Source organism: Paraburkholderia sp. BCC1886 (assembly GCF_900996245.1).
Taxonomy (GTDB): Bacteria; Pseudomonadota; Gammaproteobacteria; order Burkholderiales; family Burkholderiaceae; genus Paraburkholderia.
Window position 1 is genome coordinate 105,997 of sequence record NZ_CAAJGK010000033.1, and the last position, 19,436, is coordinate 125,432.

At 60.0% G+C, this 19,436-nt stretch carries 18 protein-coding genes; 4 read left to right on the top strand and 14 right to left on the bottom strand.

Annotation, left to right across the window (positions count from 1 at the left end):
• Positions 1-91: 91 nt before the first annotated feature.
• The gene (locus tag FQ746_RS03245) at positions 92-2,269 is read left to right on the top strand and encodes a TonB-dependent siderophore receptor (RefSeq protein ID WP_144107483.1); all 2,178 of its coding nucleotides are present in this window, start codon (positions 92-94) and stop codon (positions 2,267-2,269) included.
• 39 nt (positions 2,270-2,308) lie between these two features.
• Here FQ746_RS03245 and FQ746_RS03250 read toward each other — a convergent pair whose 3' ends face one another.
• The 4 genes from FQ746_RS03250 to FQ746_RS03265 all read right to left on the bottom strand — a co-directional run bounded on the left by FQ746_RS03250 (position 2,309) and on the right by FQ746_RS03265 (position 5,717).
• A complete protein-coding gene (locus FQ746_RS03250; RefSeq protein ID WP_144107597.1) occupies positions 2,309-3,034 on the bottom strand; it encodes a MipA/OmpV family protein in 726 nt (241 codons plus the stop codon).
• 71 nt (positions 3,035-3,105) lie between these two features.
• Positions 3,106-3,987, bottom strand: coding sequence for an alpha/beta hydrolase (locus FQ746_RS03255; RefSeq protein ID WP_144107484.1), 882 nt, complete (start codon positions 3,985-3,987; stop codon positions 3,106-3,108).
• A gap of 1 nt (position 3,988) precedes the next feature.
• The gene (locus tag FQ746_RS03260; RefSeq protein WP_144107485.1) at positions 3,989-4,786 is read right to left on the bottom strand and encodes a DUF4118 domain-containing protein; all 798 of its coding nucleotides are present in this window, start codon (positions 4,784-4,786) and stop codon (positions 3,989-3,991) included.
• A gap of 430 nt (positions 4,787-5,216) precedes the next feature.
• Positions 5,217-5,717, bottom strand: coding sequence for a response regulator receiver protein (locus FQ746_RS03265; RefSeq protein ID WP_144107486.1), 501 nt, complete (start codon positions 5,715-5,717; stop codon positions 5,217-5,219).
• 443 nt (positions 5,718-6,160) lie between these two features.
• Here FQ746_RS03265 and FQ746_RS03270 point away from each other — a divergent pair, with 443 nt between their 5' ends.
• Positions 6,161-6,640, top strand: a complete 480-nt coding sequence (locus FQ746_RS03270) for a histidine kinase (RefSeq protein ID WP_144107487.1) — start codon at positions 6,161-6,163, stop codon at positions 6,638-6,640.
• 2 nt (positions 6,641-6,642) lie between these two features.
• Here the strand turns inward: FQ746_RS03270 and FQ746_RS03275 are convergent, their stop codons facing one another.
• From FQ746_RS03275 to FQ746_RS03305, 7 genes are all read right to left on the bottom strand, one after another.
• Entirely contained in the window at positions 6,643-8,163 is a 1,521-nt protein-coding gene (locus FQ746_RS03275; protein WP_144107488.1) for a sensor histidine kinase, read from the bottom strand.
• Positions 8,164-8,265: 102 nt separating this feature from the next.
• Positions 8,266-8,622 (bottom strand): response regulator, encoded by a 357-nt coding sequence (locus FQ746_RS03280; protein ID WP_144107489.1) that lies wholly within the window; start codon positions 8,620-8,622, stop codon positions 8,266-8,268.
• Between the two features lie 99 nt (positions 8,623-8,721).
• Positions 8,722-9,087 carry a response regulator gene (locus tag FQ746_RS03285; protein WP_144107490.1) on the bottom strand — a complete coding sequence of 122 codons (366 nt, stop codon included), beginning with the start codon at positions 9,085-9,087 and terminating at the stop codon, positions 8,722-8,724.
• Positions 9,088-9,102: 15 nt separating this feature from the next.
• A complete protein-coding gene (locus FQ746_RS03290) occupies positions 9,103-10,551 on the bottom strand; it encodes an RAD55 family ATPase (RefSeq protein WP_144107491.1) in 1,449 nt (482 codons plus the stop codon).
• A 244-nt stretch (positions 10,552-10,795) separates the two neighbouring features.
• Positions 10,796-12,103, bottom strand: coding sequence for a CynX/NimT family MFS transporter (locus FQ746_RS03295; protein WP_222105845.1), 1,308 nt, complete (start codon positions 12,101-12,103; stop codon positions 10,796-10,798).
• The gene (locus FQ746_RS03300; RefSeq protein ID WP_144107492.1) at positions 12,100-13,398 is read right to left on the bottom strand and encodes an amidohydrolase family protein; all 1,299 of its coding nucleotides are present in this window, start codon (positions 13,396-13,398) and stop codon (positions 12,100-12,102) included. The genes FQ746_RS03295 and FQ746_RS03300 overlap by 4 nt, the downstream gene beginning before the upstream one ends.
• A 9-nt stretch (positions 13,399-13,407) precedes the next feature.
• A complete protein-coding gene (locus FQ746_RS03305; RefSeq protein WP_144107493.1) occupies positions 13,408-14,670 on the bottom strand; it encodes an MFS transporter in 1,263 nt (420 codons plus the stop codon).
• Positions 14,671-14,764: 94 nt separating this feature from the next.
• Here FQ746_RS03305 and FQ746_RS03310 point away from each other — a divergent pair, with 94 nt between their 5' ends.
• Entirely contained in the window at positions 14,765-15,664 is a 900-nt protein-coding gene (locus FQ746_RS03310) for a LysR family transcriptional regulator (protein WP_144107494.1), read from the top strand.
• Between the two features lie 48 nt (positions 15,665-15,712).
• Here the strand turns inward: FQ746_RS03310 and FQ746_RS03315 are convergent, their stop codons facing one another.
• On the bottom strand, positions 15,713-16,708 hold the full coding sequence (locus FQ746_RS03315; protein ID WP_144107495.1) for a LysR family transcriptional regulator: 996 nt from the start codon (positions 16,706-16,708) through the stop codon (positions 15,713-15,715).
• 148 nt (positions 16,709-16,856) lie between these two features.
• Between FQ746_RS03315 and FQ746_RS03320 the strand changes: the two genes are divergently transcribed.
• Positions 16,857-17,369, top strand: coding sequence for an SRPBCC domain-containing protein (locus tag FQ746_RS03320; protein WP_144107496.1), 513 nt, complete (start codon positions 16,857-16,859; stop codon positions 17,367-17,369).
• Between the two features lie 485 nt (positions 17,370-17,854).
• Here the strand turns inward: FQ746_RS03320 and FQ746_RS03325 are convergent, their stop codons facing one another.
• Together FQ746_RS03325 and FQ746_RS03330 are read right to left on the bottom strand one after the other, a co-directional pair.
• A complete protein-coding gene (locus FQ746_RS03325) occupies positions 17,855-18,184 on the bottom strand; it encodes a cupin domain-containing protein (RefSeq protein WP_144107497.1) in 330 nt (109 codons plus the stop codon).
• Positions 18,185-18,394: 210 nt separating this feature from the next.
• Entirely contained in the window at positions 18,395-19,237 is an 843-nt protein-coding gene (locus tag FQ746_RS03330) for an SDR family oxidoreductase (RefSeq protein ID WP_144107498.1), read from the bottom strand.
• Positions 19,238-19,436: the final 199 nt, after the last annotated feature.

Consider the following 19,436-nt stretch of genomic DNA (forward strand, 5'->3'; position numbering starts at 1 on the left):
CAGTTTACAAAAGCCTGAACAGACTGCAAAATTGCGCGCTTCACGAATACGAATCATTCGTATTTGAAAGAAGATCGACAACGGAAAAAGAATGAATCCAGCATTGCCGGGCGTCAGGAAGCACGGTGGATGGGCTTTGCGGCCCGCCGCCCTCGCAACATTCCTGCTCTTCGCCACCAGCCAGTCCACATGGGCGCAGCAAAACGAGATCGACCCTTCGGCCTCCGCCACTCCAAAGAGCGAAGCGGCGCTCCCGTCGATTTCCGTCAGCAGCTCCGCTGCGAACGATGAGGTTCAGCAGTTGCACCGCGACGTCAGCGCGGGCGCGCTCGGCAACCGCACTCAACTGGATACGCCTTATTCGACCACCGTCGTGACCGGCGAGGAACTGGCAGACCGGCAAGCCAAAAAACTCGGCGACGTGTTTGCGCAGGACGCGTCCGTGTCGGATAACAGCAATCCGTACAACGCGTGGGCGAGTTACATCACCGTGCGCGGCATGCAACTCGACTGGCAGAACGGCTACCGGATCGACGGCCAGCCATTCAACTCTTATGGCATTACCTTGCCTTACGAGCAGCTGGAAAGCGTCCAACTGTTAAAGGGCCTGTCGGGTTTCATGTACGGATTCGGCGCGCCGGGCGGTGTCGTGAACTACGTCACCAAGAAGCCGCCTGCCGGCGACAAACAGATTGCCAGCGTCGACGTGGGTTATGCATCGACCGGCGTGTGGTCGGAGCATCTCGACCTGGGCGGCCGTGTCGGGCCGGACAACATGTTTGGCTACCGCTTCAATGCGACCCACGAGGAAGGCAAGACCTACAACGACGGCAATGTACGGCGCGATTCGTTCTCGCTGTCCGCCGATGCGCGCCTGACCCGCGACCTCACCGCGACGTTCGGCGCGTTATACCAGGAGCGCCACTCGTCGGGCATCACGACGGCTCTGTCGACTGCGCAATACACCGGCTCGTCGTTACCGGCACTACTGAGCGGGGGCAGCAGCACGCTCGTTACGCCCGACCAGCATCTGAATACGAACCTGCAACTTTATACCGCGGGATTGCGCTACAACCTGAATCAGGACTGGACGGTTTCCGCGAGCTATAGCTTCAGCAAGTCCACGCGCTACCGTAACGAAAGCACGTTCTATCTGCTCGATCCCGCCGGCGATTACAACGACTATCGATTCGAAGGCAAGGAAGGGCATCAGCTGGGCGCGTGGCAGGTGATGGCCGAAGGGCTCGTGAAAACCGGACCCTTGCAGCATCAACTCGTCTTCGGCGCGGCTTATCAGAAGCAGACCAACGACGACACGGCGAACAGCTACTACGCGCAGATAGGCACGGGCAATATCTATCAGCCGAACGTCAATCGCTACGACAGCTCAGGCTTTTATACCTATCGCAATGCGGACATCACGCAGAAGGCCGTGTTTGCGAGCGATACGATTGCGATTACCGATCGCTGGTCCGTGCTCGGCGGCGTGCGCTACACGAACTACGAACAGCACGGCTACGGCGTCGATGGCTCGACGACCTCGTCGTACTCGCAGAACGGCGTCGTCACGCCGAGCGTCGCGCTCATGTTCAAGCTCATGCCGGGTACGACTCTTTACGCGAGCTATGTCGAATCGCTCGAAGCAGGGACTGTCGTCGGCACCACGTACGCGAACGCGGGCGCTATCCTCAACCCGCTGCGCAGCAAGCAATACGAAGTCGGGGTGAAGAGCCAGCACGAGCGATGGAACGCGACGGCGGCACTGTTTCGCATCGAACGCGGCGCGCAGTATGCCAACAGCGACAACGTCTTTGTCGAAGACGGCGAGTCGATATTCGAAGGAGCGGAAGCGGGCGGCGATGTTCGCATCGGCCGCGACTGGACAGTCGGCGCAGACCTGATGTGGATCGCAACGCACTACCAGAAGGGATCGACCTACGACGGCAACCGGGTGGCCGGCGCGCCGGGCTTCGTCGCGGCGGCCCATGTGAACTATGCGGTGCCGGCGGTTCCAGGGCTCACGCTGGGTGCAGGCGCCAAGTTCACGGGCAACACCAATCTGCGGCCTGCCGGCGATCTGAACGTGCCGGGCTACACGGTCTTCAACCTCGGCGCGACCTATACGACTCGTGTCGCAGGACACACCGTCGGCGTGCGCGCGGCAATCGACAATCTGACCAATCGCCGCTACTGGGAATTCCAGTACGCCGATTACATCCAGCCCGGGGAGCCGCGCACTGTTTCGGTCAACGCGCGACTCGAGTTCTGAGGCGCGGGGCATGGCGAGGCCTTGGGTCGCTTCGCTTCGCTAGAAACGATACGCGACGCAGGCCATGCCATTGAGGTCGAGTCGGCGTTCGGTGACCGGACTGCCTGCCGCGTACCGTTCGAGGCGTCCGACCACCGCCCCGACATTCGCCGACCAGTGCGGCGTGATTTCATAAGTCGCGTTCACGTTGAAATGGACGTCCCGCAACCCGGAGCCGGTGGCATACCCCGGTAATTGCGACGCGGCGCTTTCCTGTTGAGATACACCGAAAAAGGTGCGGGTGTAGGCACCGTTGACCCAGGTAAGACCCGGGCCAACGGAGATCAGGAGTTTGCCGATCGGCGCCGATACGAAGAAATCGATCATTGCCGTCATGCCTTGACCAGTCCCGCCGATGTCCTGATAGACCGCCGCCGCGCCCGTAAAAGCCCACCACGTGTAGTCGGCGAAGAGTCGCAACTTGGGTCCGTAGTGAACGTCCGGTAAGCCCTTGAGCCGCACATCGTCGGACGACGATCTCGACTGGAAATCGAAGCTCAGCGACGCGCCGACGTGATAGTTCTCACCGTGTAGTGCATTGACGCCCAGCACGTCGGGCCCCTGAGAAAAAACGAGGTCTTTCCACGAGATGTCCTGCACTGGAAAGGGCAGGACCTGGAGTCGCGAAGAACCGGGAAATTTCGGGAAGATGTACAACCCCGGGCCGACCGACATTTTCCAGTCGCTATCGGTTTGCGGCTCCGCGGCAATCGCCAGATTGGTCATCGCTGTCAAACCGCACACGATGCTCGCTGCAAGCGCGACGCAGCGATAGCCGATCGATGTCGTCGCACCCATCAAGCTTTCTCCGCTAGCGTGGCCAGCTGCCTGAGACGACGTGCCAGCGCGCGTGACACGACCGGCCTCGGGTTATTGCCTGCCGATGAAGCTGCCGCGCTTTCGCGCAGGAACAGAGAGCATTCGCGCGCGACCACCTCGCGTTCGTTATCCGATGTGATCATGTGATACGAGTCGTCGAGCCAGATGGTTCGTAGAAAGGATGAACCTATCTTCGACTCGACGAGATGGGCGTTATGGGGACTCGACGTTTCATCATCGATAGCGTGAATGATGAGGCAATCTGTTCCAATACTTTTCAGGTTCTTGCGCACGGAGGCGGCGAGTCGGCTCGCTTCGTGCAACGCGGGCATCGCGATAGACGCCGGTCCCACCTCGCTGATTTCGTTTTTCTGCATCGCGCGTGCGATTTTCGAGCGCAAGGCTTCGTTGCGCAGACCGTAAGGCTCGTGCTCGCGATAGCGATAGCGCGAACGCATTGGCGTGTAGTAGGCGTAGTCGAGCAGAAATCTGTACCAGGGAATGGCCCAGCCGTCGTAACGGAGCGTGATCGAAAGAAGCAGCAGTGCGCGCGCGGCCGGCCTCTGCTGGGCGAGCGCGGCAGCGAGCGTCGCGCCCATGGACAGGCCGCATACGGAGACGTGACGATACTGTGTGGCGAGCGCATCGAACTGGGCCACCGCCGCGTCGATCCAATGTTCCATCGGTGCATGTCCCGTCCCCGCACTGTAGCCGCTCAACTCCGGGCTATGGATCGCGAAACCCTCCTCGGCAAGAAAGCGGGCAAGGAACCGCAATTCCAGCGGCGAACTCGATAAACCGTGCAGCAGCAGGACAACATGGTCGCTGTTCTCACCGGTCGAAAATTGACGCTTATCCATGTCAGTCTGCTACCCGGAGAATAAGAAACTCGCCCGAAGGCGTCGTGAACCGGTCGCATACACAGTCGACGGGGCGCCAGTCCTGCCCGGCCGAAAGAAACCGCATGCGATGGTGTCCAGGTATCAGACGCTCGCAGGCTCGCGCCAGGTCTTCGTGATGCACTTTGGAATGCATGGCGCCGAAGGCAATACCCGCGCCAAACGAGTCGTCGTCGATCATGCCGCTCGGTGTCGCGGCTGCCGCTGCCGCGATGAAACTGCCCGGCGGCATGCTGTTCGTTGGATCGAGTGCCCGGATGAGAATCAGTGAGCGGTTGTGCTGCGCGATGTAATGCAGCATGCGATGCATTGCGTCCGTCGCGCGCCGCTCGAGAAGACGCTCGTTGTCGTGCCGCAGCAGCATCTCATAGCGCGACTGGGACACCGCGGTCAGCAGTTGGGCGCGATACTGCGCGCGTCTGAGCCGCTCCACCAGCGTGAGCATGATGATCGTGATGAGCGGATACGACACCACCAGCCGCACGTCCGACTGATCGATGATGTCGAGTCGACCATAGGGCGGCACGAACAGGTAATCTGCGATGCAAAGGCCGGCCAGCATCACGCAGATCGACGGCGCAAGGCCGCAGTAATATTCGACCAGGATCGCGGCAATGAGAAACGCCGTTCCCGGCATGATGGGACCGAGCAAGGGGTGCAACGCCGTTCGAATGACGGCAGCAGTAAGAAGTGCCGCCGTCGCAATGAGCCATCGGTTCCGGCCACGCGGTGCCCACCGTCGGGAATTCCTGACTTCCATTTTTTTTATTGCGAAAATGACTTTCGCTTTGCCGAGCGTGGTTAGATAAATTACAGCGCGTTACTTTAGTGCGCCGGGCAGAGCCTGTCGATGAAAAATTTCGCGGAGTAATTGCGCGCGGCGGTGGTGCCGTGGCGTGGGGGTGTGATACGCAGATCGGGACGTATTGCAGCCATTTTTAGCAAAGCGCCCCACCCAGGCGGTGCTACGGTCAGGCATCCCCGTTGACGGAGAGAGCGATTCACGGCAGGCTCCGGGCAACCTTGGTTGTTGAGGCATTCGGCCTGTGCCGGCTCGACAGTTAAAGCGCGCTGATCTTCCATCATTGCGCTCAAGGTTATAGCGCTTCCGCGTGGGTGATGCCTGCACTCTAAGTGCACTCACTTTTTGTTCACTGCTGAGATCGTAGGCTTCTGCCGAGTCCAATCGCTTATAAGCCCGCGTATTGGGCAGAAGGGCAAGCGCCCTCGTCCAGCGCAACATGAACCGGGCGGCGCGGCGTGCGTCGATCGAGCATATCGGCAAGCCTTCCTACCTGACACGGTGCCCAGCACATCCCATCGAAGCCGGTTTCGCGTGCCTTTCTGGTCGCCGCCTGAGATGCCGGGTTTGCTAACGCAATCAGCAGGGTCCGCGCGAACGCAGGGTTTATCGAGGCGGCCTTGATAAAATCCACCACATCCGGGCTGGCCAGACGTGTATCGACAAGAAGCGCCGCCGGCCGCCAGTAGCCAAGTATCAGTTCAACGGAGTGCGGGTCGGAATAATGAATGGCCCCGAAATCTTCTCTCTCGAGCCGGGAAACAATCATTTCTCCAGTAGCAGGGTCGGGATGCAGGACGATAACAAGTCGCGCCGATCCGTCGGGTGGCACTGGCTTGACGTTCCATAGGGCGATATCTTCCAGCTCGTCGTAATGGCTTGGATGCATTTGATCCCCCTTCATGCGGCGACGTACGCACCGCTTCAGCGCGCTTCTGTACAGCGCGCGCCATTTTGGTTCTCTCAGGTCCCAGCGTCTTTCATCGCGCTGATGTCAAGTGAATTTGACGCTGTTAACCTCGACTGTCAACGATTCGGGGACAGGGAATTTCCCTCTCTTGCTTGGAATCGATGAAACGCTAAGCGACCGTGTCACCAGGGGTTCGATGCTATGGCGGTCCAACCTCGACGGGCGTTCCGTCATGGCCAATAGTCCCCATGCTCTTGACGTGCGCGGCGACATTGGCGAGCGCCCAGAAACAAAATAACGCTGTGTTAAGCTCGCCGTAAATTCGTTTGAGTCTTCTCGGGACCTTGTGTTTTCTCCATGAGAAGAGCCTTCTTCTACAAATACAAATGACGAGAGACATCGGGTAATCCCGATGCAGAGACATGGCCAGACGTTTACCGACCGAAAATGAATCGGAATTCGCCCTTTGGACCTTTGCGCGCAGTCGTCCTGCGAAAATAAACCGGCGTGTGCTCGTAATCCATCTGGACCGGAACGTGGGTGAGTCTATTGCCACGCTCCTGAGGGTGAAAGGCATGCTAGCGTCATTCGCTGGAGGTATCAGGGAGGCTGCTGTGACTCTCGACATATGGGCTCCCGCAATCATCCTGCTCGATACCCGGGTGGATGACCAGAGTTATGCATTTGCCAAACGCTGTCGCGAACATGAGAACACGTCGAATGTTCTCCTCGTCGCAATGAGTAACTTCGCTCCGCGCGAATCTATTGAAGATCTGAAGGCCGCTGGTTTCGACGGACATTTTCGACGTCCATGCGAAACATGGCGAATCATCGATGTGCTGAGTACATTCCTTCAATACGACGCTGTTGCCGACCCTGCCCGGGGAAAGATGCCGCGGTGAATCTAGCCGGCGGAGGCTAGCGCGAGCGTGACCGTAAAGGTCGCTCCGCACCCCGGGCCATCGCTCGCCACGTCGATGGAACCGCCATGCAGGCCGACAATGTGTTTCGCCAGCCAGAGCCCCAGGCCGAGCCCGCCCACGCGGCCGCTCGATTGCGGCCCGATCTGCTGAAATCGGTCGAATACCAGCGACAATGCGTCGGGCGCTATACCTCGGCCCGTGTCACGCACACGCATCTCCGCACAATCCTGTGTGGCCTTAACCGATATCTCGACGTCGCCGGCGTCGGTGAACTTGACGGCATTGGCCAGCAGATTCCATATCACCTGCTTGATCCGGCTTTCGTCCGCCATCACGAGGCACGGCGAGATATCGACAGCCTGCAACTGTAGACCCTTGTGCTGCGCGAGCTTACGCACATCTTCGGCAACGATCGCGGCGAGCGCACCGAGGTCCACGGGTTGCAGCTTGACCGACAGTTTTCCGGTCGCGATTGCGCCGCTATCGAGCAGATCGTCGACCATGTGCGACAGCTGTCGTCCGTTACGACGGATGGCTTCGCCGGCCCGCACCACATTCGCCGGGTCCATCGCAAGTTTCAGCAGCTCTGCCCAGGAGACGATGGCGTTCAGCGGCGATCGAAGTTCGTGGCTTACCGCTGCAATGAACTGGTCCATCGTGCGCGCGACCGCCTCGCTGCGCTCGCGCGCCGAACGTTCTGAATTCGCCAGAGCGTCCAGCTCGATTTCGTGCTGCTTGCGCGAGGTCAGGTCCAGCGTAAAACCCGTTACCGATCGCATCGTTCCGTCTTTGTTGAACCGGCAGATGCCGTGGACCAGAACCCAGTGACATCCGTCGGGGGATTGCCGCTCGCACTCGAAGGACCGCTGACCGCCATGCGCGCCGGGATTTGCTTCGATCCTGTCGGGCAGACCGTCGAGCAACCACTCGCGGGTCACGTCTGCAGATCGGGACACGCCGAGATGAAGCAGACACGGCTCGTTACACCGGACGCTGCCCGTTGCGACCTCCAGTCGCCAGACGCCGAGGCCTGCAAGGGCAAGCGTCGCGTCGAGCTCAGCGTCGCCGGTATCGTTTGTCTGCCGTGTCGGACCATCGATCACCGATTGCACCGGGGTCAAGGCGGCAAGCTCGCGTGCCGTGACGTCGTCGTAACGCAAGGTGATAAGTCGCGGCTCCAGCCCTCTGGCGGGAATGACAGAAGCGAATACCTGCCAGTCGCGCGGTCGCTGACAGCTACCACCCTCCGTATCTGCCTCGTGATCAAGACGGATGACGCTGGACCGACAGTGCTCCCCGCCACGCAGCTCGCTCGAGATCGAGCGAACGAGTTCCTCGTGCCGCGGGTCGAGATCTGCCCAACTCATGGTTTTGCCGGGCGAATGGTCACGGCGCGTGTCGAAGAGCGAGCGCCACGCGCGGTTCGCTGCAACAGGGACGAGATCGCCGTCGAGCACGAGGTAGGGTTCGGCCAGAAGCTCGAAGAGTCCGGTGTCTGCCATCACCGTACTCCCCTTGGTGTCGCCGCACGCAGGTCGGCTTGACGCGGCCGGCGGATGCAAGCGGCAGGGGTCGAAACGGGCGGTATGAGAGGCATAGCGCTGTCAGCCCTGAATCAGATTTTCGATGGTGGCAAGAAAAACTTCCAGGCGTGCCGGCTTGCGGAGGACCGAGTCCCATAAACGCTCGTCGACCGGCGTACCCACATGCGCCGAAGTGTGTAGCGCGATCGGGATGCCTGCCCATTGCGCGTGCTGCCGGATCGACCTGCAAAGATCCTCCCCGTTCATTCCGGGCATCATCAGATCGGTAATAACCAGGTCGGGCCTGCGGCGACTCAACTGTTCGAGCGCTTCCCGCCCGTCACGGGCCCGGTCCACGCTGTAGCCGACATATTCGAGCGCGAAACTCCACGCCTCGAGCAGCTCGGGTTCGTCGTCAACAAGAAGGATAAGCGTCATGGACTGCCCGAAGCCAGTGCGTTAATCGATGCCGGGCTCGCCCGCCATATTCCTGAAAGACCCACCGCCGACCTCTCGCGATACTGTCAGCGTCCCCGATCAGCGGATCGGGTCTGTATTTTCGTCGACGAGCTGAACAAGTCGGGCTGGCGCATAAGGCTTCCGCAGTATTGCCGTGAAGAGATGCTGTTCGTGCAGGGCGACCGGATCAGAAACCGAACTGCACAGGATGATAGGCAGGTGACTGAATGCGACGCTCTCCCGCAATGTCCGAGCAAGCTCCAGACCTGGCATGACCGGCATCATGAGGTCGGTGATGACGAGTGCCGGATGCACCCGGTCGACGATCTCCAGCGCCTGCCTGCCATTGGCGGCGGCATGGACGGAGTGTCCTTCGCTCTCCAGCAGGAACGTCAGGAAATCCGTGACGAGCGACTCGTCATCGACGACCACCAGCGTAGCCATGCGCCCGGCCCGCGCTTACCGGCCGTCCGCCTTGCGCCCGCTCACCGAACCGGTGGCGTCGCCCGGCATCGTGCCAGTCACATGCAGGCCGACACCCGCACCGGCCATGGCTACTTCTGCAACTGATGTATCGAACAGACTGTCCCGGACCTTCAGTACGGAAAGGGTACGTCGCAACGTGCCGTCCAGCATGGCGTGCTGCATGCCGAAGACGTTATCGATCTGGCTCAGGATTTCGGGTGATGGATTGGTGACCCAGGGGCCGGACAGTTCCTTGACTTCCCACGTGCAGACCGTCGTCACCCCCATACTGCGCAATTCATTGGTCAGTGCGGCAAAAAACTCCACCATGCGATGAGGCTCGACCGTGGCGCGCTCGAAGCCGGCCAGCCCGTCGATGAACAACCGGTCGGCCCCGGTTTCGCGAACGGCATTCAGCAGATCGTAGGCGAGTTTGTCGAGCAGATGTTCAGTCAGAGGACGCCAGAGAATTTTGAGCGCCTTCGACTGGACCAGTGCAGGCAGGTCGATGTCGAGCGCCGCCGCTTTCGCGGACAGACGCTCGGGCGTTTCGTAGAAACCGAAATGCACGGCAGGACGCTCCGGCGTGGCGAGGCGCAAGAATCCGATGCCAAACGTCGTCTTGCCGCTACCGGCGGGTCCGACGACTGCCGTGATCGAGCTTCCCGGCAGGCCGCCGTTCACACGCGCGTCGAGGCCGCCTATACCTGTTCCAAGCCGCCCCGCGCTTGGATGATCCGGACCGGACGGCGTGGCAAGGGCAGCCTCCAGCCGGGGGTACACGTCGATCCCGCGACCGCTGATCTCGTAGAGGTGCATGCCGCCCAGTGCGCCGCTGCCGCGCGACTTCGCAACACGTATGCGCCGCACCGTCCGCGGGGCATAAAGGCTTTCCTCGAGTTGCAGCACGCCGTCCACCATGGTGTGTTCCGGACTGGATTCGTCGATGCGTGCGCTGGTCAAAAAAAGTACCGTGCAGCCCGTGAAGGCGGCATGGCCCTGCAGTTCGGCAACAAAGGTCTTGACGTCGAGGTTGGTCTGGCCGATTTCGCGCGCATTCAGCAGCCCGTCCAGCACGAGCATGCTTGCGTTGAGTCGGGCAAGCTCGCCGCGCAACATGGCGACGAGGGCAGGGAGGCCTTCGTCGCGCAACGTACGGAAAAGACTGACGTAGGTCAGCTCCTTGCCGATCCGCGTGGGGTCGAAAAAGTCGAGCGTGGAGAGCGACTGGAACAGGCGGTCATGGGACTCCGCCAGCAACGTGACGTAAAGAACCTTGCGACCTTCCCGGGCCTGAGCAAAAGCGATCTGATTGGCAAGAATCGTCTTGCCAGCCCCGGGGCGTCCCTGGAATATGTACGACGATCCTGATATCAGCCCGCCGCCGCAGATTTCGTCGAGTCCGGGAACATCGCTCGATAGCCGCGAAAGCGTCTTGTCCATTGCCTTAATCCGTGATGTTAGGAAGGTGTATCCCGACCGGCCCTATATGCATAGCGACCGAGAGCGGTCCGGAGGTCGCCGTATGCTGGCCGTATCCCAAAGCGGAAGTCTACCCGAACCCTCGCTGATAAAGCAGGGTCCGTGTACCCCAGCATTTTTCAGGGCGACGGTGATACGCTGCCGCCGCAAGGCTTCCAACGTTGAAGTCGGACGACCTCGTACGTGATTCCGGTCTGATTTTTCGTCACGGATCTTCACGCTGGCGATGCGACCGCAGAAACGGAGTTAGCGCAAGCATGAGACCGGCGACCAGCACCAGCGCCCAGATCGCGGATTGAAAACTCCCGCTCATATCCCGAAGTTTGCCGACAAGGAGCGGACCTGCTGCGGCAATAAGATAGCCGACGGTCAGCACAAAGGCATTCCACGCATTGGTCTCGTCCACGTTGTCGGTATTGTCGAGTGGTAGCGTCATACCCAGAGTGAATCCGCCACCGAGGCCAAAAGCACACAGGGGGATAAACAGAAACGGTGCCATCGCGGGCGCGAGGGCCGTAGGAATCAGACCTGCAAGGGAAAGTACTGCGCTTGCGGCCAGCCAGCGTCGTCTGTCATGCGACCTGCTAAGCCAGCCGAAGATCGGGTTCGCAAGCATGAAAGCAGCCGTAAAGCTCGCGAGGGTCAATCCAGCCCTGGTTGCCGATTGGCCTGCTTCGCGGTATATCGGCGAGGTCCACGACACGAGCGCATAGAACAGGAAGTTATCGCAAGCAAAGAATATTGCGACGAACCACGCTGTGGCAGAGCGAACAGGAAGCCGCACGAGGGACTTCGACTGAATGGCCGGTGTATGTCGGCGTCGCTCCATTATTGCAACTGCCAGCCACGACGCAATAGCCAGGATCGCCGTCGCGCTCCACATGCCTGACGCGAGGCGCCATCCACTTCCAGTGGCTTGAGCCGCCGGCCCTGTAAAGCCGGCAGATGCGGTACTCCCAAACGAAAGAGCTGTCGCATACACACCCATCACCACAGCCGCATGCGACGCAAAGCGTGCCTTTATGAAGCTTGCCATCAGTGTGCCCGCAACGGCAATACCCACGCCAACACCCGCGGTCGAGACGAACAGCCCGAATACGCTGGTCGAGAATGCCCTGCCGGCAATTGAAATACAGAGTAAAAGCAATGCGGCAAGAATGGCAGGTTCCCTGCCAAACCGGCGAGCAATTCGGGGAGTCAGTATCGCCAGCAATCCCATCAACACATCGGGGATCGACGTAAGCAGCGATGCCGCCGTATGCGAAAGCCTGAAGTCGCTAATGATCGACGGTAGCACGGGACCGACAGCGACTATGCCAGGGCGAAGACTCGTTGCCACGAGGATGATCGCGACAATCGCCAGGGTGCTGTTCACCGGAGGGGGACTTTCCTGTTCTGTGTCGACATCGGAAAGTGGTGACCAACCTTCGAAAGTGGGTGGAGTCGAGCCATCCATATGGGTTCTTTCCGCCGTCGAAGACGCATACGCACCGGATTCAGCAGGGCCGCTCATCGACCTCCCCGCGCTGCGTCGTTTCGATACAGCTCTGTACCCGGCAATAGATCCGGCCCGGACAAACGCTTTCCCGATACCCATATTTCCACGATGTCTTCAGTGGTACGGATGTTCTGTTGCACGTTCCCTTTTACGATGAAAAACGAAGCAGGTTCTCCCGCAACAATCGCTGTCATTCCGGTAGCAAACAGTCGTTGATTGTTTTGCAGGGCTGCTTTCAAACATTCCGCCGGACTCATGCCCGCTTTATTCATGAGTTGCAGTTCGCGATGCTGGGCGAAGCCCTGCAGCTTCATTTTGAATCCACTGTCGGTCCCAAGCGCGATGGGGATTCCGGCCGTATGAGCCCGGGCGACGTTCTCGAGCGCAATCTCAAGACGCTTCGCCGGCTTCTGCGGATTATCTGAGAACTTCTTGCCCCGAAGAAGCGGAACAAGGTCGCGCTCCGACGAGAGGAAAAACTCGTTGTTCATGTAGGGGTTGTCTTCGAGGGAGAACGCGAGTTCGGCTTCTTCACGCGACAAGGTCGGTACGAGTGTGACTGCGTTTTTCGCCATCGAGTCGATCAATGCGGCGTCGATCAGCTGGTCGCGTATCGAGTGCGCCAGCACACCTATACCGAGATCGACAAGTGCCCGTGCGTCTCGATGGAAATGAACATGCGCAAACGTCAATATCGAGCATTGACGAGCTTCGTCGACAATCGCGCGCACGACCTCCAAAGGGATTTTAGGCACTGTGCCGCCGAAGTCGTCCACCCAGATTTTTAGAACCCGGCAACCCATGCCGGCAAGCTCGCGAACCTGGCGCCGGGCGAGTTCCGGCTCGACCGGCCGGAACCTCAATTCCGGGCACGTCATTTCGGGCGGCCAGCCATTTACTGCACCAAAGCCCACACCGGCGCTGTAGCCGAACGCCTTGTCGCTCGCTTCACCACTGGCGAGCCTGCGGCCAAGGTGTTTCTGCAACCATCGCTGGTCGGTTCCGAGGGACAGGATGTGCCCGACGCCTCGCACGGCGAGATGGCGAAGCTGGGCGTCCACGTGCGCAAGCGTATGGAATTCAGGGGATTCCGTCACGCCATCCGATATACCCAGATGTGCATGAGAGTCGGCAAGAAGCGGAATCGCGCTGAGTTCGCTCGTTTCACGTGAGACAGTTGATTCAGCGGGCCGAACGGCCAGAATTTCCCCAGAAGGACCAACCTCGATGGTGGCAGCACCCTGATCGGCACCATCGAGTCCCGTTACGTGGTCTACCTCGATTGCCGTAAAGGCGGAAGTCAGGCTCATAATGTTTCCTTACAGAGTCTCTTCGTTGCAGTTAGCGATCCTCAGCGAGATAGCTAGGAAAGTAAGCGCGAACCCAACTGTGCATACTCCTGTCCAGCCATAAGACGCCCATGCGGCCCCGGATAGCGCCGCGCCAACGGCGCCACCTAAGAAAAATATGCCGACAAAGAGACCGTTGAGTCGACCTCGCGCAGCAGGGTCCATCAGGTTGATTGCCCTTCGACCTAGCGTCTGGTCCGTGACGACTCCGGCATCGAGCGTGGCTGCACCCAGAACCAGCAGCGCGATGGCAACGACAGGATGATCCTTCGCTGAAAAGCCGCCCCAGCCGGCGCCGGCGATTCCGATTGCACAGAGCGCCACGATCATTGCGCCGTGCCCGGCGAGCACCATCATGCGTCCCCACCCGCGGTCGCCCGCGCGGCCAACGAACGGTGTAACGACCGCCCCCGCAGCCCCTGCGAGAGCAAATACTGCGATTCCATTCGTGTCGAAATTGAACGGCGACTGCACGAGCCGGAATCCGATTCCCGTCCAGAATGCGCTGAACGTACCCATGACCAGTGCTGCGGAGACCGCATTTTTTCGCAACGTCGGCTCGGTTCGCATCAGCGTCCAGAGTGAATACAGGAGTGCGGGGTAGCGAGTTGCAATTGCCGGTTTGCGCAAGGGCAGCTTCCAGTACAGAACGATCGCCAACACCGCATCGATGGTTGCAGCAAAGCCGTAGAAAGCGCGCCAGCCTATCGATCCGGCGATCACACTCGCGACCGGACGGGACAGAAGAATGCCAAACATCAGGCCGCTCATCACGTTACCGACAGCGCGTCCGCGATGTCTCTCCGATGCCATCGAAGCCGCCATGGGCACCAGCATCTGAATCACGCTGGACGCCGCGCCTGCGGAAAAAACCGCGAGCAGAAAAAACACTGGCGAGCGGGCAATCATGGCGACGGCCAGAAAAAGGGCGCCGCACGCCGTCGTTCGAACAATCAGTCCACGGTTTTCGAACAGGTCGCAAAGCGGCACGAGCATGACGAGGCCGAAAGCGTAGCCAAGCTGGGGCAACATGGCCACGAATCCTGCGAACTGGGGTGTGAGGTTCAGGCTTCGGCTGATTGCCCCCGTCAGTGTCTGGGCGGCAAAGAGGTTCATGATCATGACGCCGACCGAGGTCGCGAAGAATACCGTAAGCGGCCCGCCGAGTTCGGAAACGCTACCGTCGCCTTCCGGCGGTGCGCCCGGTGCAAGAGGATCTACGTTGGAAATCATGAAACCAGACCTTCTTTAGTGAGTACGGAAAGTCATGGTAAAACGCTTATCTATATGCAACAATTGCAATATATCGATAATCATTATGTCGGCTATGAATACGAAAGATCTCGAGGCTTTTGTTGCGGTTGTAGACAGGGGGTCGATGGTGCGCGCTGCCGAGAAGCTGCATCTCACGCAGCCCGCTCTGACCCGGCGCGTTCAAAACCTCGAGTCGATGCTGGGAGTGGAGTTGCTGGACCGGCTGAGCAAACCGTTGAAGCCGTCCGCGGCGGGCCATGAGGTTTGCGCGCTGGCGCGAACGGTATTACGCGCCGTAGACGATCTGGTATCGGTAGCGTCGCCGGATAGCGACCCATCAGGGGAACTGCGAATCGGCATGCCGCCGTTCCTCGCAGAAGCGGCGCTCGAAACACCGGTCGATCTTCTTAGAAGCGTGTATCCGCGGCTAACGCTCCGCGTCACCGCAGGCTGGTCGCCTGCCCAGTTGCAGAATGTCGAGCGTGGTGCGCTGGACGCCTCCATCGTCTTGATGCCGTCCGGCTATACACCGCCCGAGACCTTGAACGCAACGCGGCTGGCTTTTCTGCCAACCATCATCGTGGCGGCGCGATCTTTAGGTCTTCCGGATGTCCCAACGACGCTTGCGGATCTGACCGCGTTCGATTGGGTACTCAACCAGGATGGGTGCGGGATGCGATCGACCTTGAAACGTACGCTCGACAACGCCTGCCTGCCTTTGAACGTCGCGGTGGAAGCGTTCGGCTCGGAGTTGCAATTGTCGCTCGTCGCGCGTGGACTGGGCATCGGTCTCGTGACACCCGACATGCTTGAACGCTCGGTCCACCGTCGGGACCTCCAGATAATCGATGCCACGGATTTCCGGGTGGGTGTGGACGTCTGGTTTGTTCACGGGCCAGTTCCCGGACGTCTGATGCAAGCCGTCGACTTGCTGCGACACTCGCTTGGCGAGGTGCTCGGCCAGACAGATTGAAGAGATACCGCGCTGTAATGCCGGATTACGGCCGGATCGGAATTCCAATCAACGCTTCCGTTTTTTAACGGGCACATCTCCGGAAATGGCGCGCAAATCCATCCTGTCGGCAGCTTTGATTGACAGCTCGTGGCGTTCCTCGAAATCACCTCGCAACGGCGCCACCGCCTTGCACGTGTCGACCAGCAGTGAGCGCGCCCAACGGTGGCCCGGCGAACGATGCGTGCGTTCATGCCACGCCAGCGTCTTCGTAAAGCCCGGCACGGCCACCGGGGTCTCGAGTATCGCAAGTCCCGACGCATTCGCCGCCAGCCGATACGGCACCACGGCAATCAGATCGCTGGAACGAAGGATATCGGGCAGAACGAGAAAGCTCGTGACCGACACGGTCACCCGGCGCTCGCGTCCGACCTTTGCGAGCGCTTCGTCGGTCACACCGGTCAGGCTGCCGCCGGAGTACGACACCAGCGCATGATCGAGCGCGCAGAATCGTTTGAGAGGAATCGTCTTGCCGCGGGCGTCGGGGTGGTCCGCACGCATCACACAAACATAGCGTTCACTGAACAGACGCCGCGTATGCAGATCGTCCGGCGTGGTCTCCGGCGTGATCAACGCGAAGTCGACGTCGCCGCGTTGCAACTGGGTGGGCAATCGTTCGTGCTGGACCGGCAGCACGATAGTGCGCACACCGGGCGCATCGCGCCGCAGCGCGGCGAGAAATGGCACGACGACGGCCTGCAGCGCATAGTCGGTGGCAGCAATCGTCAACGTCATGCTGGCAACGTCCGGCGCGAACGCCTGCGGTTCGAGCAGTGCGTTGGCATCGGCCAGCAATTGCTTGACGGGGGCTTCGAGTGCCAGCGCGCGAGCCGTCGGTTCGATACCGCGCTGCGTGCGTACGAAGAGCGGATCGCTGAAGCTTTCCCGTAGTCGCGTGAGCATCGCGCTGACGGCCGGTTGCGTGAGCGACAACCGTTGCGCGGCGCGTGTGACGTTACGCTCGTCGAGCAGCGCATCGAGCGCTTTTAGCAGGTTCAGGTCCATGGCCTTGAAATCATTTAGATTGATATCAGAAATAAGAATAACAAATTGGCTTTATTTCTGGCGAGTGCTCATCATGGGTCATCTGTTGGACGACGCTGCGCGCCATGACGCTGCCGTCGGCTCAACCCGAATCTGGAGAAAGCGAAACATGAACGAGATTTTTTGGCCCGAGGGTTACTTGCCTGGCACGACGGAGAACTTCGCGTCTAACGAGGTGATCGTGGCAGGATTGAGCGCGGCCCAGGTATGGCCGTTTCTGAGCGAAGCGCCTTTGTGGCCGACGTATTACGCGAATTCAGCCGACATCCGCTTTTACGACGGTGAAGGTCCGCATCTGGAAACAGGAGTGCGTTTCGATTTCAGCACGTTCGGCTTTCCGGTTGAAGCCCAGGTTACCGAATACGTCGCGCCGGCAGCAGGACAGCCGGGCCGCGTGGCCTGGCATGGTTGGGCGGGCGAAGGCGATACGCGTCTCGACGTGCACCACGCCTGGCTGATCGAAGATCTGTCCAGAGGACGCGTGCGCATCCTCACGCAGGAAACGCAGAAGGGCAAGCCGGCCGCGGAACTGGCGGCCACGCGGCCGAACCCGATGATCAACGGACATCAGGACTGGCTCGACGGTCTGGTTGCCGTCGCCCGGAAAAAGGCAGCGGCCTGACGCTACGGCAGCGAACGCCGGGGAGCCGACGCGAATATTGCCTGCCAGTCCTTCGACTTGCCGCGCGCCTCGGGTGATGCGGGAATGCTGCCGCGGATGTAAGACTCTTCCACCGCACGAACAGAAACGGATCTTTGCTCGGCGCAATGGTAACGCTGTCGTTCGCGTGTATGCCGCCTTCGAAACGGCAGCCGACACGACTGAACGACCGGAGCGAGCGTTGGCAGGGATGAGCAGACACGACCTTCTCGCCCGATACGAAGGGTGGTCGTCCGCTTTGCGTTCACTCATCGAGGACGCCGATAGAATCGCCGCCATTCGCCCGATCGTCAGTCTCCCGACCGGGACGAAAAGAGAGCGGGTATGACCGTGCGCTGACTATTTCCTGTCTCTGCGAGGCGGTCGGGACGAACGAGTTCAACGGCGATGGGGTACAGGTTGGATACCAGCATCTGTCCAGTTTCAGTGCAGCGTTTGAACGGGTGTTACGGAAGGACCCCGAAGTCGGTGCGCCCGACGGGGTCGTCGATGATAACCAGGGTTCCGTGACTGCCTGGAAGCACCGAATGGGGTGTCCCCGCTAACGCCAGATACATCTGGCCGGACTCGACGAGGATTGTCTCTTCGTTCACCTGGAGTAGGAGTCTGCCATCGATGACGATCAATGCTTCGTTATAGCTATGCGTCTCTTCGATGGCCGGAGAACCGTCCATGCGCAGAACCTTGATGTTTGCCGGCCCGACGTGCCCGACAATAGAAGATTTCCACGCAACTTCCTTATCGGCCGCGAGGGAATTGAAATCGATGAACGTCATATAGGGAATCCGCCTAAAGATGCATTCTGCCCGGCGGAGTGTTCGAGCGCCCTATACATTAGCGCAAGCCATCGCCATTACGATTATGGGCAATGGCCTTGACTCTCAAGAAATACTGGCTGGCCAGCGCATTGACCAGAATCCACGCGGTCCGAGAATTCACCGAACGGGCTTTGCCCGACTTGCCATCGCCACCTTTAACCGCGATCTCTACTCTGTAGAGTGAGAAAGCGATGACGAGAGTTCGCGATGGGCGTTAGCTTGGGCGAGTAGGGCATTTGCCTTGGATTCAAAGGTCTGCACCGCATCCGCGCCCGCGGCGAAACGCACGGGCGGCTCGTGTTCGCCAGCCAGTTTCACGAGCGCGTCAGCGAGCTTCGCCGGGTCGCCGCCCTGTTTGCCATTCATGCTTTTCCAGTTGGCGATGGTCTCGGTCGTGCGGGCCGCGTAATCATCGACAGAGAGTTCGCCGTAGATAGTCGACTCGTCGCCCAGCAGGTCCGTACGGAAGAATCCCGGTTCGACCAACATCGTACGAATGCCAAAGGGTGCAATTTCCAGAGCAAGCGACTCCATCCAACCTTCAACGCCGAACTTCGCAGCGGCATACGCGCTGCAAAAGACGCCTCCGGTGATCCCGGCTGTCGACGAAATCGTGATCAGCAAGCCCGAGCGGTTCTTGCGCATTGGCGGCAGTACCGCTCTCGTGACGTTCATCGGACCGAACAGGAGGGTTTCCAGCTGACTGCGTACCTGATCGGTACTCAGTTCCTCGAAGAAGCCACCATAGAAGTTGCCAGCGTTGTTCACGAGCACGTCGATGTGGCCGAACCGCTCCGCTGTCGCGCTTACTGCGGCGAGGGCATCGGTCGGGATAGTCACATCGAGCTTCAGGACGAGGAGATTCTCGTGCTCGCCAAGCGCTTTCCTTACCTTGCCGATATCGCGGCCGGTTGCCACGACATCGTGGCCCGCTGCCAATGCCGCCCTGGCGATGTCCACGCCCATGCCGCGGCCGGCACCAGTGATTAGCCACACTTTCTTGCTGTTCATTTGCGCATCCTTTGGGTATGTCGTGCCGCGATAGCTCAGACACGGAATCGGAATCAGGTGGCTTTAGTGTGGCGGGATTGCCGGAAAGGCGTTTGCCGAAACTGCCGTAGTTCTTGCCTAAACCGACGAGGCGCGTGAGGAAGCGCGCGAACCGATGACGGACGGGTTAAAGTGTTCCCGCCGCTTTCGAGGGAGAAAA

Excerpts from the sequence above, each read along its gene's own strand:
- FQ746_RS03310 (WP_144107494.1), top strand. The coding sequence starts at position 14,765 with ATGAATACGAAAGATCTCGAGGCTTTTGTTGCGGTTGTAGACAGGGGG.
- FQ746_RS03320 (WP_144107496.1), top strand. The coding sequence starts at position 16,857 with ATGAACGAGATTTTTTGGCCCGAGGGTTACTTGCCTGGCACGACGGAG.
- FQ746_RS03260 (WP_144107485.1), bottom strand. The coding sequence starts at position 4,786 with ATGGAAGTCAGGAATTCCCGACGGTGGGCACCGCGTGGCCGGAACCGA.
- FQ746_RS03325 (WP_144107497.1), bottom strand. The coding sequence starts at position 18,184 with ATGACGTTCATCGATTTCAATTCCCTCGCGGCCGATAAGGAAGTTGCG.
- FQ746_RS03250 (WP_144107597.1), bottom strand. The coding sequence starts at position 3,034 with ATGACCAATCTGGCGATTGCCGCGGAGCCGCAAACCGATAGCGACTGG.
- FQ746_RS03295 (WP_222105845.1), bottom strand. The coding sequence starts at position 12,103 with ATGAGCGGCCCTGCTGAATCCGGTGCGTATGCGTCTTCGACGGCGGAA.
- FQ746_RS03330 (WP_144107498.1), bottom strand. The coding sequence starts at position 19,237 with ATGAACAGCAAGAAAGTGTGGCTAATCACTGGTGCCGGCCGCGGCATG.
- FQ746_RS03280 (WP_144107489.1), bottom strand. The coding sequence starts at position 8,622 with ATGACGCTTATCCTTCTTGTTGACGACGAACCCGAGCTGCTCGAGGCG.
- FQ746_RS03305 (WP_144107493.1), bottom strand. The coding sequence starts at position 14,670 with ATGATTTCCAACGTAGATCCTCTTGCACCGGGCGCACCGCCGGAAGGC.
- FQ746_RS03290 (WP_144107491.1), bottom strand. The coding sequence starts at position 10,551 with ATGGACAAGACGCTTTCGCGGCTATCGAGCGATGTTCCCGGACTCGAC.
- FQ746_RS03315 (WP_144107495.1), bottom strand. The coding sequence starts at position 16,708 with ATGGACCTGAACCTGCTAAAAGCGCTCGATGCGCTGCTCGACGAGCGT.
- FQ746_RS03270 (WP_144107487.1), top strand. The coding sequence starts at position 6,161 with ATGGCCAGACGTTTACCGACCGAAAATGAATCGGAATTCGCCCTTTGG.
- FQ746_RS03285 (WP_144107490.1), bottom strand. The coding sequence starts at position 9,087 with ATGGCTACGCTGGTGGTCGTCGATGACGAGTCGCTCGTCACGGATTTC.
- FQ746_RS03245 (WP_144107483.1), top strand. The coding sequence starts at position 92 with ATGAATCCAGCATTGCCGGGCGTCAGGAAGCACGGTGGATGGGCTTTG.
- FQ746_RS03255 (WP_144107484.1), bottom strand. The coding sequence starts at position 3,987 with ATGGATAAGCGTCAATTTTCGACCGGTGAGAACAGCGACCATGTTGTC.
- FQ746_RS03265 (WP_144107486.1), bottom strand. The coding sequence starts at position 5,717 with ATGCATCCAAGCCATTACGACGAGCTGGAAGATATCGCCCTATGGAAC.
- FQ746_RS03300 (WP_144107492.1), bottom strand. The coding sequence starts at position 13,398 with ATGAGCCTGACTTCCGCCTTTACGGCAATCGAGGTAGACCACGTAACG.
- FQ746_RS03275 (WP_144107488.1), bottom strand. The coding sequence starts at position 8,163 with ATGGCAGACACCGGACTCTTCGAGCTTCTGGCCGAACCCTACCTCGTG.